The organism is Streptosporangium oxazolinicum (assembly GCF_039537505.1).
GTDB lineage: Bacteria > Actinomycetota > Actinomycetes > Streptosporangiales > Streptosporangiaceae > Streptosporangium > Streptosporangium oxazolinicum.
Map to the genome: position 1 here is coordinate 130,144 of NZ_BAABAQ010000010.1, position 13,028 is coordinate 143,171.

General features: G+C 71.2%; 12 protein-coding genes. 6 read left to right on the plus strand and 6 right to left on the minus strand.

What is annotated here, in order from left to right:
* Positions 1-114 precede the first annotated feature (114 nt).
* From ABD817_RS25195 to ABD817_RS25210, 4 genes are all read left to right on the plus strand, one after another.
* Positions 115-2,466, plus strand: a complete 2,352-nt coding sequence (locus ABD817_RS25195; RefSeq protein ID WP_344920602.1) for a polyribonucleotide nucleotidyltransferase — start codon at positions 115-117, stop codon at positions 2,464-2,466.
* Complete coding sequence (locus ABD817_RS25200; RefSeq protein WP_425583407.1) at positions 2,466-3,779, plus strand: M16 family metallopeptidase; 1,314 nt, start codon at positions 2,466-2,468, stop codon at positions 3,777-3,779. The genes ABD817_RS25195 and ABD817_RS25200 overlap by 1 nt, the downstream gene beginning before the upstream one ends.
* 93 nt (positions 3,780-3,872) lie before the next feature.
* Positions 3,873-4,610 (plus strand): 4-hydroxy-tetrahydrodipicolinate reductase, encoded by a 738-nt coding sequence (gene dapB / locus ABD817_RS25205; RefSeq protein ID WP_344920604.1) that lies wholly within the window; start codon positions 3,873-3,875, stop codon positions 4,608-4,610.
* Positions 4,611-4,910: 300 nt separating this feature from the next.
* Positions 4,911-5,420, plus strand: a complete 510-nt coding sequence (locus tag ABD817_RS25210) for a GNAT family N-acetyltransferase (RefSeq protein ID WP_344920605.1) — start codon at positions 4,911-4,913, stop codon at positions 5,418-5,420.
* 106 nt (positions 5,421-5,526) lie between these two features.
* On the opposite strand, the gene ABD817_RS25215 is transcribed toward ABD817_RS25210, so the two are convergent.
* From ABD817_RS25215 to ABD817_RS25230, 4 genes are all read right to left on the minus strand, one after another.
* A complete protein-coding gene (locus tag ABD817_RS25215; protein ID WP_344920606.1) occupies positions 5,527-6,396 on the minus strand; it encodes a 1,4-dihydroxy-2-naphthoate polyprenyltransferase in 870 nt (289 codons plus the stop codon).
* A gap of 25 nt (positions 6,397-6,421) precedes the next feature.
* The gene (locus ABD817_RS25220; protein WP_344920608.1) at positions 6,422-7,033 is read right to left on the minus strand and encodes a GNAT family N-acetyltransferase; all 612 of its coding nucleotides are present in this window, start codon (positions 7,031-7,033) and stop codon (positions 6,422-6,424) included.
* Between the two features lie 132 nt (positions 7,034-7,165).
* A complete protein-coding gene (locus ABD817_RS25225) occupies positions 7,166-7,738 on the minus strand; it encodes a CGNR zinc finger domain-containing protein (RefSeq protein ID WP_344920609.1) in 573 nt (190 codons plus the stop codon).
* Positions 7,739-7,977: 239 nt separating this feature from the next.
* Complete coding sequence (locus ABD817_RS25230; RefSeq protein ID WP_344920610.1) at positions 7,978-9,375, minus strand: aminotransferase-like domain-containing protein; 1,398 nt, start codon at positions 9,373-9,375, stop codon at positions 7,978-7,980.
* A 58-nt stretch (positions 9,376-9,433) separates the two neighbouring features.
* On the opposite strand from ABD817_RS25230, the gene ABD817_RS25235 reads away from it, so the two are divergent.
* A complete protein-coding gene (locus ABD817_RS25235; RefSeq protein WP_344920611.1) occupies positions 9,434-10,384 on the plus strand; it encodes a DMT family transporter in 951 nt (316 codons plus the stop codon).
* Between the two features lie 58 nt (positions 10,385-10,442).
* Here the strand turns inward: ABD817_RS25235 and ABD817_RS25240 are convergent, their stop codons facing one another.
* On the minus strand, positions 10,443-10,652 hold the full coding sequence (locus tag ABD817_RS25240) for a hypothetical protein (RefSeq protein ID WP_344920612.1): 210 nt from the start codon (positions 10,650-10,652) through the stop codon (positions 10,443-10,445).
* A 460-nt stretch (positions 10,653-11,112) separates the two neighbouring features.
* Between ABD817_RS25240 and ABD817_RS25245 the strand changes: the two genes are divergently transcribed.
* Positions 11,113-11,589: a peroxiredoxin gene (locus tag ABD817_RS25245; RefSeq protein ID WP_344920613.1), complete on the plus strand. Its 477-nt coding sequence runs from the start codon at positions 11,113-11,115 to the stop codon at positions 11,587-11,589.
* A 130-nt stretch (positions 11,590-11,719) separates the two neighbouring features.
* On the opposite strand, the gene ABD817_RS25250 is transcribed toward ABD817_RS25245, so the two are convergent.
* Positions 11,720-12,781 carry a glycerophosphodiester phosphodiesterase family protein gene (locus tag ABD817_RS25250; protein ID WP_344920614.1) on the minus strand — a complete coding sequence of 354 codons (1,062 nt, stop codon included), beginning with the start codon at positions 12,779-12,781 and terminating at the stop codon, positions 11,720-11,722.
* Between the last annotated feature and the right edge of the window lie 247 nt (positions 12,782-13,028).

Genomic DNA, 13,028 nt, shown 5'->3' on the forward strand with positions numbered 1-13,028 from the left:
GGCGCTTCGATCGAAGACCGGCGCTGCACCTACGGGGAGCCGGCAACACGACGAACCAGGCGCGACACGTGCGTCTGGCCGGACGCGGGCGACCGATCCACAAGGAGGTCCCCCGTGGAGGGTGTCCACAGCAGCGAAGCCGTCATCGACAACGGCTCATTCGGTACGCGTACCATCCGGTTCGAGACCGGGCGGCTCGCGCGCCAGGCGGCGGGTTCCGCCGTCGTCTATCTCGACGACGACACGATGGTCCTCTCCGCGACCACCGCGTCCAAGAATCCCAAGGAGAACCTCGACTTCTTCCCCCTCACGGTGGACGTCGAGGAGCGAATGTACGCCGCGGGCCGCATTCCCGGCTCGTTCTTCCGGCGTGAGGGCCGTCCCTCCGAGGACGCCATCCTCACCTGCCGCCTGATCGACCGGCCGCTGCGCCCCTCGTTCGTCAAGGGCCTGCGCAACGAGATCCAGGTGGTCGCCACCGTGATGGCGCTCCACCCCGAGCACCTGTACGACGTCGTGGCGATCAACGCCGCGTCGCTGTCCACCCAGCTCGCCGGGCTGCCGTTCTCCGGCCCGATCGGCGGCGTCCGCGTCGCGCTGATCGAGGGCCAGTGGATCGCCTTCCCGACCAACACCGAGCTGGCCAGCGCCACCTTCGACATGGTGGTCGCGGGCCGCGTCCTGGACGACGGCGACGTCGCGATCATGATGGTCGAGGCCGAGTCCACCCGCGACACGCTCAAGCTGGTCGCCGAGGGCGCCGTGGCTCCGACCGAGGAGACCGTGGCCCAGGGTCTCGAGGCCGCCAAGCCGTTCATCAAGGTGCTGTGCGAGGCGCAGGCCAAGGTCGCGAAGGTCGCCGCCAAGGAGACCGCCGAGTACCCCCTGTTCCTCGACTACCAGGACGACGTCCTGGAGGCCGTGACCGGCTCGGTGCGGAGCGAGCTCGCCGCCGCGCTCACCATCGCCGGCAAGCAGGAGCGCGAGACCGAGCTCGACCGGGTCAAGGCCCTGGTGCTGGAGAAGATCGGCCCCGACTTCGAGGGCCGCGAGAAGGAGATCGGCGCCGCGTTCCGGTCGCTGACCAAGACGCTCATGCGTGAGCGGGTCATCGCCGAGGGCGTCCGCATCGACGGCCGCGGCGTCAAGGACATCCGGCAGCTCAGCGCCGAGGTCCACGTCGTGCCCCGGGTGCACGGCTCGGCCCTGTTCGAGCGCGGCGAGACCCAGATCCTGGGCATCACCACGCTCAACATGCTCCGCATGGAGCAGATGATCGACACGCTCAACCCCGAGCGCACCAAGCGCTACATGCACAACTACAACTTCCCCCCGTACTCCACCGGTGAGACCGGCCGGGTGGGCTCTCCCAAGCGGCGCGAGATCGGCCACGGCGCGCTCGCCGAGCGGGCGATCCTGCCGGTGCTGCCGGCGCGCGAGGAGTTCCCGTACGCGATCCGCCAGGTCTCCGAGGCGCTGAGCTCCAACGGCTCGACCTCGATGGGGTCGGTCTGCGCCTCGACGATGGCGCTGCTCGACGCGGGTGTCCCGCTGAAGGGCATCGTCGCGGGCATCGCGATGGGCCTCATCAACGAGGGCGACCAGTACGTCACGCTGACCGACATCCTCGGTGCCGAGGACGCCATGGGCGACATGGACTTCAAGGTCGCCGGCACCAAGGACGTCATCACCGCGCTCCAGCTCGACACCAAGCTGGACGGCATCCCGGCCTCCGTGCTGTCGGCCGCGCTGCGGCAGGCCAAGGGCGCCCGCCTCGCGATCATCGACGTGATGCAGGAGGCGATCGACTCCCCGGCGGAGATGAACGCGACGGCTCCGCGCATCATCACGATCAAGATCCCGGTGGACAAGATCGGAGAGGTCATCGGCCCGAAGGGCAAGATGATCAACCAGATCCAGGACGACACCGGCGCCGAGATCACCCTGGAAGACGACGGAACCATCTACATCGGCGCCACCGACGGCCCGTCCGCCGAGGCGGCCAGGTCGGCGATTAACGCCATCGCGAACCCGCACATGCCGGAGGTCGGCGAGCGTTACCTGGGCACGGTCGTCAAGATCGCCGCCTTCGGCGCCTTCATCTCCCTCATGCCGGGCAAGGACGGCCTCCTGCACGTCTCCCAGATCCGCAAGCTGCACGGCGGCAAGCGCATCGAGAACGTCGAGGACGTCATGAACGTCGGCGAGAAGGTCCAGGTGGAGATCGCCGAGATCGACTCGCGCGGCAAGCTCTCCCTGGTGCCCGTCGAGGTCATCGAGAAGGAGGCCGCGGCCAGGGCCGAGTCCGGCGACACCGAGCCGTCGGCCGCTCCGGCCGCCGAGGCGTCCGCGGCCGACGAGCGGCCCCGCGAGGAGCGGCCCCGCCGCACCCGCACCCGCAGCAGCAACAGCGGCGGTGGCGGTGGCAACCGCGGTGGCGGCGGAGGGGAAGACCGCAACTCGTGATCACCACCACTCTGCACCCCGGCAAGGACGGCGCCGGGGTCGTGAAGCGCACCGTCCTTCCCGGTGGGCTCCGGGTGGTGACCGAGTCCATGCCGACCGTGCGTTCCGTCGCGGTCGGCATGTGGGTCGGCATCGGATCGAGAGACGAGTCCCCCCAGCACATGGGGTCCTCCCACTTCCTTGAGCACCTGCTGTTCAAGGGCACGCCCACGCGGGACGCCCTGGAGATCTCCGCGGCCATCGAGGGCATCGGCGGCGAGATCAACGCCTTCACCTCCAAGGAGTACACCTGCTACTACGCGCGGATCCTCGACGAGGACCTGCGGGTGGCGATCGACGTGCTCGCCGACGTGGTGACCTCCTCGCTCATCACCGAGGAGGACGTGGAGGCCGAGCGTGGCGTGATCCTGGAGGAGATCGCCATGCACGACGACGACCCCTCGGACGTGGTGCACGAGCAGTTCTCCGCGGAGCTGTACGGTGACACGCCCGTCGGCAGGCCGATCCTCGGCACGATCGACTCGATCACCGCGGTCACCCGCGACCGGATCGCCGAGTACTACCGGCGTTACTACCTGCCCACCCACACCGTGGTGTCGGTGGCGGGCAACGTCGACCACGAGCGGGTCGTGGCCCTGGTCGCGGCGGCCTACGAGCGGGCCGGGGCCCTGGGCGGGGACGCCTCGCCGGTGCCCCCGCGCCTGTCGGGGCCCGGCGTCGAGCTCCGCTCCGGCACGCGGGTGGTGAACCGGCCGACCGAGCAGGCCAACCTGGTCCTCGGTACGACCGCGCTGACCCGCACCGACGAGCGCCGCTTCGCGCTCGGCGTGCTCAACGCGGCACTGGGCGGCGGCATGTCCTCGCGGCTGTTCCAGGAGATCAGGGAGAAGAGGGGGCTGGCCTACTCGGCCTACTCCTACACCTCCGCCCTCGCCGACACCGGCCAGTTCGGCATCTACGTCGGCTGCCTGCCGTCGAAGATCGACGACGTGCTGAAGATCTGCCGCGAGGAGGTGCTCCGGGTGGTCACCGACGGCATCACCGAGGAGGAGATCGTCCGCGGCAAGGGCCAGATGCGCGGCGGTCTCGTGCTCGGCCTGGAGGACACCGGATCCCGGATGTCCAGGATCGGCAAGGGGGAGCTGGTCTTCGACGAGCTGCTCTCGGTCGACGACCTGCTCGGCAGGATCGAGGCGGTGACCCCGGAGCAGATCGCCGAGGTCGCCTCGGACGTCCTCACCCGGCCGATGTCCCTCGCGGTCATCGGCCCCTACAAGGAGGACCGGGACTTCAGCGCGGTCGTCACCGGCTGACGGTCCTCCCCGTTCTCCCACGCGAGCGGCCCCGGCGCATCCCGCGCCGGGGCCGTCCGTCGTCCCGGGGGCCTTCGGTATAGCCTTGGGCCCGTGATCAGGGTTGGAGTTCTCGGCGCCCGAGGGCGCGTCGGTGTCGAAGTGTGCAGGGCCGTCGAGGCGGCGGACGATCTGGAGCTGGTCGCGGCCGTCGACCAGGGCGACCCGATCGAGGAGCTGGAGGGCGCCGAGGTGGTGGTCGACTTCACCCACCCCGACGTCGTGATGGGCAACCTCGAATGGTGCGTCTCCCACGGCATCCACCCGGTGGTCGGCACCACCGGCTTCGACGCCGCCCGGCTGGCGACCGTGCGGGGCTGGCTGGACGCCAATCCCGGTGTCAACGCGCTGATCGCCCCCAACTTCGGCATCGCGGCCGTGCTCATGATGCACTTCGCCCAGCAGGCCGCCCGCTACTTCGAGTCGGCCGAGATCGTCGAGCTGCACCACCCCAACAAGGCCGACGCGCCCTCGGGCACCGCCCGCCGCACGGCCGAGCTGGTCGCCGAGGCCCGGCGCAAGGCGGGTTCGGCGCCGATGCCGGACGCCACCAGCACGGAGCTCGACGGGGCGCGCGGCGCCGACGTCGACGGGGTCCGCGTGCACGCGGTGCGGCTGGCCGGGCTCATCGCCCACCAGGAGGTCATCCTGGGCGGCGACGGCGAGATCCTCACCATCCGCCACGACACCATGAACCGCTCGTCGTTCACCCCGGGGGTGCTCCTGGGCGTGCGCAGGGTCCGCGAACTGCCCGGCCTGACCGTCGGCCTGGAGCATCTTCTCGACCTCTAGGGCCTGTTTTGTGGATCTTTTCGCCTACTGCGGTCGTCCAGGCGGCGCCCCGCGGCGTTGTCGTCGTCGCCCATAACTCCGTTATGAACTCCTCCTCCGCCTTGCGGGCCATCCACCTGGACGATCCTCGCCACGGCGAAGATCCACAAAACAGGCCCTGGCGGGTGATCCCGCCGGGCCGGCCGGTCTCCGGAGTCCCCGGCCCGGCGCCGTTCGTCGAGTGATCATGACACCGAGTTTCAGGAGGGGGAGGGCAGGCTCGCCTGATCCGCGTACGGTGCCGCTATATCCTCCAGTTCCATGACAGGCACTCGATCTTCACCATCGGCCGAGGTCCGCTGGGCGCGGCCGGAGGAGCTGGCCGGGCTGGTCGCGGTGGAGCTGGCGGCCGACGGGGTCTTCGCCCAGGTCGGGATCACCTTCCCGCCGGGGACCACGATGATCGAGGAGATTGACGACCCCTCCAGGGTGCTCGTGGCGGGTGACCCGCCGATCGGGTTCGCCCTGTTCGGCCCGGTCGACGGGCAGCTCCACCTCGACCAGCTCGCCGTCCACCCCGACCACGGGCGCAGGGGAGCCGGTGGGCGCCTGCTGGAGGCCGTCTGCGAGCACGCGGCCTCGACCGGCTTCGCCGCCGTGACGCTGACGACCTACCGTGACGTGTCCTGGAACGCCCCCTGGTACGCCCGGCGCGGTTTCGCCGTGCTCGACTCCGCCGAGTGGGGTCCGGAGCTGGACGAGCTGGTGCGCCACGAGCGGGAGCTGGGCATCGAGATCGTCCCCCGCGTCGTGATGCGCCGCGTCCTGTGACGGGGCCGATTCCGCGGACCGCAGGGCCGTGCCCCAGGAGGGCCGGAGAGCGGCCGGGGTTCGGTGAGGCGGGGTCCTGTCTTGGCGGGACCGAGGAGGCCGAAGGTCAGAGGGCCAGGCCGATGGTGAGCAGCAGGCCGTAGACGAGCTGGAAGCGGCCCGTCTGCTGGAGCGTGGCGATGAGCGCGGGGCCGGTCGCGCCCGCCCGTACGGCCTTCACCGGGGCGACGGCGAGCGGGGCGGCAAGCAGCGCCAGCGCCGCGAACGGCTGCCACGGCGCCAGCGCGGGCGCGATCACCAGGGGCAGGACCAGGCAGAGGGTGTACAGGACGCGGGTGCGGGTGTCACCGAGCACCACGGCCATGGTGCGTTTGCCCGCGGGGCCGTCGGTCACGATGTCGCGCAGGTTGTTGACCACGAGCATCGCGCAGGCCAGCAGGCCCGCGGGGACGGCCGCCGCGACCGCGAGCCAGGGCAGGTATTCGAGCTGGACGTACGTGGTGCCCGTCACCGCCACCAGGCCGAAGAACACGAAGACCGAGACCTCGCCGAGTGCCCGGTAGCCGTACGGGCTGGAGCCGCCGGTGTAGAACCAGGCCGCGGCGATCGCCAGCGCGCCGACCAGCAGCAGCCACCAGGCCCCGGTGACCACGACGAGCACCAGCCCGGCCACCGCGGCGGCCAGGAAGCAGGCGAGGGCCGCGACGAGGACCTGGCGGGGTGACGCGGCGCGCGAGCCGACCAGGCGCATCGGGCCGACCCGGTCCTCGTCGGTGCCGCGTATCCCGTCGCTGTAGTCGTTGGCGTAGTTGACGCCCACCTGGAGGGCGAGGGCGACGAACAGGGCGAGCAGCGCCCGCCACCACACCCCTCCGGCGTACCCGATCGCCACCCCGGTGCCGATGGCGACGGGGACGACGGCGGCGGGAAGGGTGCGCGGACGTGCTCCGGCGATCCACTGGCTCGGGGTGGCCATGGGGGTGCGGGGTTCCTCTCCGGCTCTAGCTGATGTCGGTCGCCAGGCGGATCATCCGCACCGTACGGCCCATGTCGATGACCCGCTCGGCCCCGTCGGCGCCCCACCCGGCGGACTCCAGGAAGCCTCGCACCGCGTAGTTCTCGGCGAAGACCCAGGTCACGATGGTGTGGTAGCCGTCGTCACGGAGGTAGTCGACCGTGGCGTTCAGCAGTCGGCTGCCGTGGCCGCGCCGGACGTGGTCGGGGTCGATCAGGAACGTGAGCATCTCCCCGGCGGCGGTCGGGTCGAGGTCGGGGTCCTCCGCCGGGGCGTGTGAGGCCAGGCCGGCGACCTTCTCGGCGCCCTGCAGCGCGGCCATCGCCTCGATGCCGCCGGGACCGAGCGCCGGGAAGGCGTCGGTGTCGAGGACGACCTGCTCCACGGCCACCAGCACGCGGTGCCAGCGGCTGGGCGGCGAGGTGATCGCGTCCTCCCACTGCTGCCGCCACATGTTCTCGGCCGCCGGGCCGGTCATCTGCTCCAGCGGTCCTTCGGGAAGGAAATCCCGGTAGCCGTATTTCCACGCGCGGATCTGGGTGCCCGTCACCGCGGCGACATCATCGTGCCGAGCCGCCCGCACGCCTACGTCTGCCATCTCGGCCCGCTCCTTCTCTGCCGTCTGCCGTCGCCTCGGAACGCGCTGTCTCGCGGATCTCGTGCCACGCGAGCGGGCATCAGGCGGGTGGATCCGTGAGGCAGGCTCTTACACCGTATCGGGGAATCCGACTCAGAGATGACGTGAACCCGGCTCCATCTGCCGTCGGGCCCGATATGCCCTTGTCTTCGTGCGGTTGCCGCAGACCTTCATGGAACACCACGACCGTGAGCGGTTCTTGGACGAGTCGACGAACGCCCACTGGCAGGTGCTCTCGGTGCAGACCTTCAGGCGCGGCCACATCCCCTCGGAACGGGCGCTCATCACGGCGGAGACGATCTCGGCCAGCCCGCCGGGAACCCCCGTCGCGACGGGTTCGAGCACCGGTCCGCCGGGGGTGAGGGCGACGCGCAGCGGGAGGGCGGCGAAGGGCCTCGACAGCCCGGGGTCGTGGTCATCGTCGCCGTGGCGCCCGCCGGGACGGTCGTGGTTGTGGCGAAGCGCCTCACGGAGGGCCTCGCGGAGCTCGACGGCCGTCGCCAGATCCCTCTCGTCGGCCGCGTCTTCCGGGCCGATCAGGCCCCGCCTGCCCAGCCAGGCGGTCAGCGCGGCAGGGGAGGGGATCGCGTCGGTCCTCTCCTCGACGTCGTACGTGTTCACGAAGTCGATCACCAGGCCGGAGGGGTCGTCCATCTCGCCGCTCACCTCTTCCCCCTTCGCAACCACTGTACGCCATTAGGGGGTTGTGTTCTCTTCGACACCGTCATAACGTGATAGCCGGTGTTTCGAGGAGGTTGTCATGTGGTACCTGGCCTATCTCGCGTTCAGGGAGAGCGGCAGACGCACGTCGTACCGGAGGAGAGAACATGATCATGAGGGTGTGGAGAGGCCGGACCCGCGCCGAGGACGCCGCCCATGAGAGGCCCCGCCGGAAAGCGGCCAGGTCAGGGCCCGTCTAGGACCGTCGCGAGCCTGCGGACCCCCTCGACCAGCTCGGCCGTGTGGACGGCCGCCGAGTGGGTCACCCTGATGCGCGGGCCCGGCGGCTCGGCGGGATAGTAGATGCGCCCCGGGCTCACCAGGGCGCCCGCCCTCCCGGCGGCCTCCACCACGGTCTCCTCGTCCAGCTCCCCGGGGAGCCGTACCCACAGGTGCAGGCCGCCCCGGGGGACGAGGTGGATCCCGGCGCCGGGCATCCGGGCGGTCAGGGCGGCGGCGAGGGTGTCCCTGCGGAGCGCCAGTTCGGTGCCCAGCGCGGCCAGGTGGCGCCGCCAGGCGGGCGAGCCGACGAACTCCAGCGCCGTCTCCTGGAGCAGCCTGGCCACGAAGAACGACTCCACGACCTGGTTCGCCCGCAGCCGCCGCGCGGCGGGGCCCCGGGCGACGACCCCGGCGACCCGCATGCTCGGCGACAGGGCCTTGGTCAGGGAGTTGATGTGCACGACCGTGCCGTGGGCGTCCAGCGCGACCAGCGGCGGCGGTACGGGGGCGGTGGTGAGGTAGCGGGCGTAGTCGTCCTCGATCACGAACGCCCCGGCGGCGCGGGCGATCGCGAGCACCTGCTCGCGCCGCTCCAGGGGCAGGGTCGCGCCGGTGGGGTTGTGCAGGGTCGGCTGGCAGAGGAGGACCCGCGCGCCGGTCACGGCGAACGCCTCCGCGAGGAGCTCGGGCCGCACCCCGTCGCGGTCCACGGGCACGGCCGTCGCGCGGAGCCCGGCGGCCCGCGCCGCCGCGAGCGCGCCCGGGTAGGTGGGGGTCTCCACGAGCACGGGGGTGCCGGGGGCGGCGAGGGCGCGGAAGGCGTGGACGAGCGCCGCCTGGCCGCCGCTCACGACCAGCACGTCCGACGGGGTGACGTCGCCGCCCAGCTCCTGGGCGAACCACCCGCGCAGCTCCGGGAGGCCGGTGAGCGGTGGCATCGCCCACACGTCGGGGCGGCGGAGTGCCCGGGAGGCGGCGGCCGACAGGGCTCTGGAGGGGCGCAGGGCCGGGTTGAGGTAGCCGCCGGTGAGCGGGATGACCCCCTCGGGCGGGGCGGTGAGCAGGCCGCTGACCTCGCTGTCGTCCACCACCCTGTCGCCGAGCGCCACCGTCTGCCACGACATGTCGGCGCTGTCGCCGCCCCGCGTGATCGCCGGGGCCACGTAGGCGCCGCTGCCGGGCCTGGTGATCACCCGCCCCTCGGCGGCGAGCCTGCCGATCGCGCGCGACACGGTCACCGGGCTCACGTTGTGCAGCCGGACCAGCTCCCGGCTCGACGGCAGCCGGTCGCCCGGACGGAGCCGCGACACCTCCTCACGGAGCGTGGCGGTGAGCCGGACGATACTGCTATCGTCATTCATGAGTGAAAAGAGTAGCGCTATCGTACCAAATCGGATAGCGGCGGGTACGGCGCCGCCCGTGGAGGGGCTGCCCGGTGTGGTGCCTCCCCGGGAGGCGCGTCACGACCGGCGGCCCGGCGGCGCGGTGCCCGCCGAGGCGCGGGGCAGGGCGTGGCGGGGGACCCTGCTGGCCGGGCTCGGCGTGCTGGCGTTCTCGGGGTCGTTCCCGGCGACGGTCTTCGCGATGGAGGGCTTCGACCCCTACCTCGTGGCGGTCGGCCGGGCCGCCGTCGCGGCCGTCGCGGCCGCCGCGTTCCTGCTCGTGGCCGGGGCGCCGCTGCTGCCGCCCAGGTCCCGGCTCCGGTCGTACGGCGTCATCGTGGTGGGCGTGGTGTTCGGCTTCCCCCTCTTCAGCGGGCTGGCGCTCTACGCCGGTGCCTCCACCTCGCACGCCGCCGTGGTGATCGGGCTGCTGCCCGCGGCCACCGCGGCCTGCGCGGTACTGCGGGCGGGGGAGTGGCCCAGGGCGCTGTTCTGGGTCTCCTGCGGCCTCGGAGCCGTGTCGATCACCGCCTTCACCCTCAGCATGGGCGGCGGCCATGTCACCGGGGCCGACCTGCTGCTCGTCGGCGCGCTGCTGTCGGCCGCCGTCGGCTACACCGAGGGCGGGCGCCTGGCCCGCGAGACCCCCGGCTGGCGGGTGATCTCCCACACCCTCGTCCTCGCCGCCCCGCTGACCGTGCCGATCACCGTCGCGCTCGCGCTCACCACCGATCCGCGGCCCACCGCCGCCTCGCTGGCCGGATTCGCGTACGTCGGCCTGGTCTCGATGTTCCTCGGCTTCATCCCCTGGTACGCGGGCCTGGCCATGGGCGGCATCGCCCGCGCCGGGCAGACCCAGCTCGCCCAGCCGCTGCTGACGCTGCTGTGGGCCTGGCTGCTGCTCGGCGAGATCTTCGGCGCGGTCACGATCGCGGCGGCGCTGGCCGTCCTCGCGTGCGTCGCCGTGACACAGCGGTCCCGTTCCTGAGCGCCTTCAGGATCTGAGACGGCCTCCGAAGCGAAGCGGGGCGCGCCGGGCCGGATCCCTACGAGGCCACGCCCTCCAGCCGCGCGACGACACGGGCGAGCAGGTCGCGGATCTCGATCTGCCCGGCCTTGAGCTCGGCGACGTCCTGAGCTACGCGGTTGACCTTCAACTCCATACCGCTCTGTCCGGCCCTGATCGCTGCGACGTCACTTTTGATCTCAGCGATGTCGGATTCGACGGTGTCGATCCGCTCCTCGATGTACGGCATGCGACCAGGATAGGACGATCCCCCGCGAGCGTGCGGCCGACTTCGGAGGGAGCGTCGCGCCAACCGCTTTCGAAGGTGAGAAGCCAGACGAAAACGCTCCAAGCTGGAAAAATGCCCCATATGGGCAACCGCATGACCACGAAAACGGCAGACGGTCGATCAGCCCCCATGACTCGCCACGAGGGAGAGGACTTTTCGCGCCCGCTCTCGATCCGGCCTTCGCGTTCGGTGTTCCCGGCGATGCCGAGGACGGCCACGCCGGAGTGACGACCGAGGGGTTCGACGGTGACTCGCGGGGTTTCCTGAGGACGAGAACGGATATTCCAGGGTGGGCCGGTTGTGGGCCTGTCACTCGGCCGGTGAATCGCTTAGAAATGAGGTTGGGACTTCGACTCCCGCTCTCGCCGATCACGACGGCCGGGGCGAGCGGAGATCCTCCGACGACATAAGGAGATGACTCGTGGGCGTGAGCCTCGCGGTGGGAGATGTGGTCGAGGACTTCGAGCTCCTCGACGAGACGGGCACGCCGAGGCGGCTCAGCGAGTTCCTGGCCAAGGGGCCGGTGGTGCTCTTCTTCTACCCGGCGGCCATGACCTCGGGGTGCACGGCCGAGAGCCGCCACTTCCGCGACCTGGCGGCCGACTTCGCCGCCGAGGGGGCGACCAGGATCGGGATCAGCCGCGACCAGGTCGACCGGCAGGCGAGGTTCGCCCAGGCCAACCAGCTGGGCTTTCCCCTGCTCTCCGACCCTGACGGCACCGTCGCCCGGCGCCTCGGCGCCCGCCGCGCCGTCGCGGTGGGCCCCTTCCTCACCCGCCGGATGACCTTCGTCATCGACGTGGACCACCGCCTCCTGGAAGTGATCCACAGCGAGAGCCTCATGGAGGCCCACGCCGACCGCGCCCTCGACGTCCTCCGCTCCCGCCCTCATCCGTGACATCGGAAGTCTTCCCGGGCTGTGACACGGATGTTCCGCGGCGGCGGACGGTTGAACACCCGGCCCCGCTCCCGGAGCTCGCGGGCCACCCGTCGCGCGGCCGTACGGGCGCTTCCCCTCGGCCGGGGAGCTACCTGGGGAAGTACGGCCGGGGAAGCCTGAACCCGCGGTCGGACATCACCTTCCGCAGGCGGTCGGGGTAGTCGGTGATGATGCCGTCGACGCCGTCGTCGATGAGCTTGTTCATCGTCGGCTCGTCGTCGACGGTCCACGGGATCACCTTGAGGCCGAGGCGGTGCGCCTGGTCGACCATCTCCCTGGTGACGTAGGGCTGGTAGCCGGGGTCGGTGACCTTCCCGTTCTGCGGCGTGCCGTGCACCGGGGAGAAGGCGGTCGCGCCGAAGGACTTGATCGCCTTGAGCGGGTCGCCGCCGAAGTCGTCGATGTCGATTCCGCCGAGCCAGGGGGACGCGCCGGGCTGTCCGGTCTGGAGGAAGTCCCGGTTGGTCAGGGCCACGAGAGGCAGCCTCCGGTCGACCTGGCGCATCCGCATCAGGGCGCCCCAGTCGAAGCTCTGGACGGTGACCTGGCGCCGCATCCCGGCCTTGCGGATCTCGGCCGCGGTGACCTGGACGAACTGCTCCCTGGGGGATGTCTGCTGCGGCGCCCCGGCCTCGACCTTGGTCTCGACGTTGAGCGTGACGTCGTGCGCGCGGTAGCGCTTGACCAGGTCGAACACCTCGCTCAGCAGGGGCATCCGAGCTCCGGGGGCCGGCCGCTGGCCGGGGAACTCCGCCAGCGTCTGGCTGCCGCAGTCCATGGTCCTGACCTGCGCCAGGGTCAGCGTGTTGACGAACTTGCCGACGTAGGGGAACTCGGGGTCGCCGTCGAACGCGGGGGCGGTGTCCCGGCACTTCCTGCCGTTGACCTGCCGGTCGTGGGTCACGACGGCCTTGCCGTCCTCGGTGATCTGCACGTCGAGTTCGAGCGTGCCGACCCCGGTTTCCAGCCCGTTGGCGAACGAGGCGAGAGTGCTCTCCACGACCAGCCCCAGTCCACCCCGGTGGGCCTGCAGGTCGAGGGTGCGACGGTGGTGCCTGTCGCGGTCGCCGTCGGCGATCGCCGTCCCGGACAGCGTCCCCATCGCGACACCGATCGTCGTGATCACTGTGGCCGCACGCCATCTACGCATCTTTTGTCCCTCTTCGTGGCTGATCTATCAGCTGACCGGACCACGGTTGAGTGATCCGTTCTGCCAAAGATCAGCCACGTGTGCGGCCAGAGGGGGTATTGGCGCTGAAGGGAGTTTTAAGCTTTGTGATCGGTTCGCCGCCCGGTACGGCGTCGCGGGTCGGCGGGCGTCCTTCCGGCTTCCGGGACTTCCGGGGCTTCCGCGACGGGCGGCACACGGGTGCCGCGACACGGGACGGTGAGGACCC

What these genes read in the sequence shown, in the direction of transcription:
- ABD817_RS25210 (WP_344920605.1), top strand. Translation starts at nt 4,911, where the DNA reads ATGACAGGCACTCGATCTTCACCATCGGCCGAGGTCCGCTGGGCGCGG.
- ABD817_RS25215 (WP_344920606.1), bottom strand. Translation starts at nt 6,396, where the DNA reads ATGGCCACCCCGAGCCAGTGGATCGCCGGAGCACGTCCGCGCACCCTT.
- ABD817_RS25220 (WP_344920608.1), bottom strand. Translation starts at nt 7,033, where the DNA reads ATGGCAGACGTAGGCGTGCGGGCGGCTCGGCACGATGATGTCGCCGCG.
- ABD817_RS25230 (WP_344920610.1), bottom strand. Translation starts at nt 9,375, where the DNA reads ATGAATGACGATAGCAGTATCGTCCGGCTCACCGCCACGCTCCGTGAG.
- ABD817_RS25240 (WP_344920612.1), bottom strand. Translation starts at nt 10,652, where the DNA reads ATGCCGTACATCGAGGAGCGGATCGACACCGTCGAATCCGACATCGCT.
- ABD817_RS25250 (WP_344920614.1), bottom strand. Translation starts at nt 12,781, where the DNA reads ATGCGTAGATGGCGTGCGGCCACAGTGATCACGACGATCGGTGTCGCG.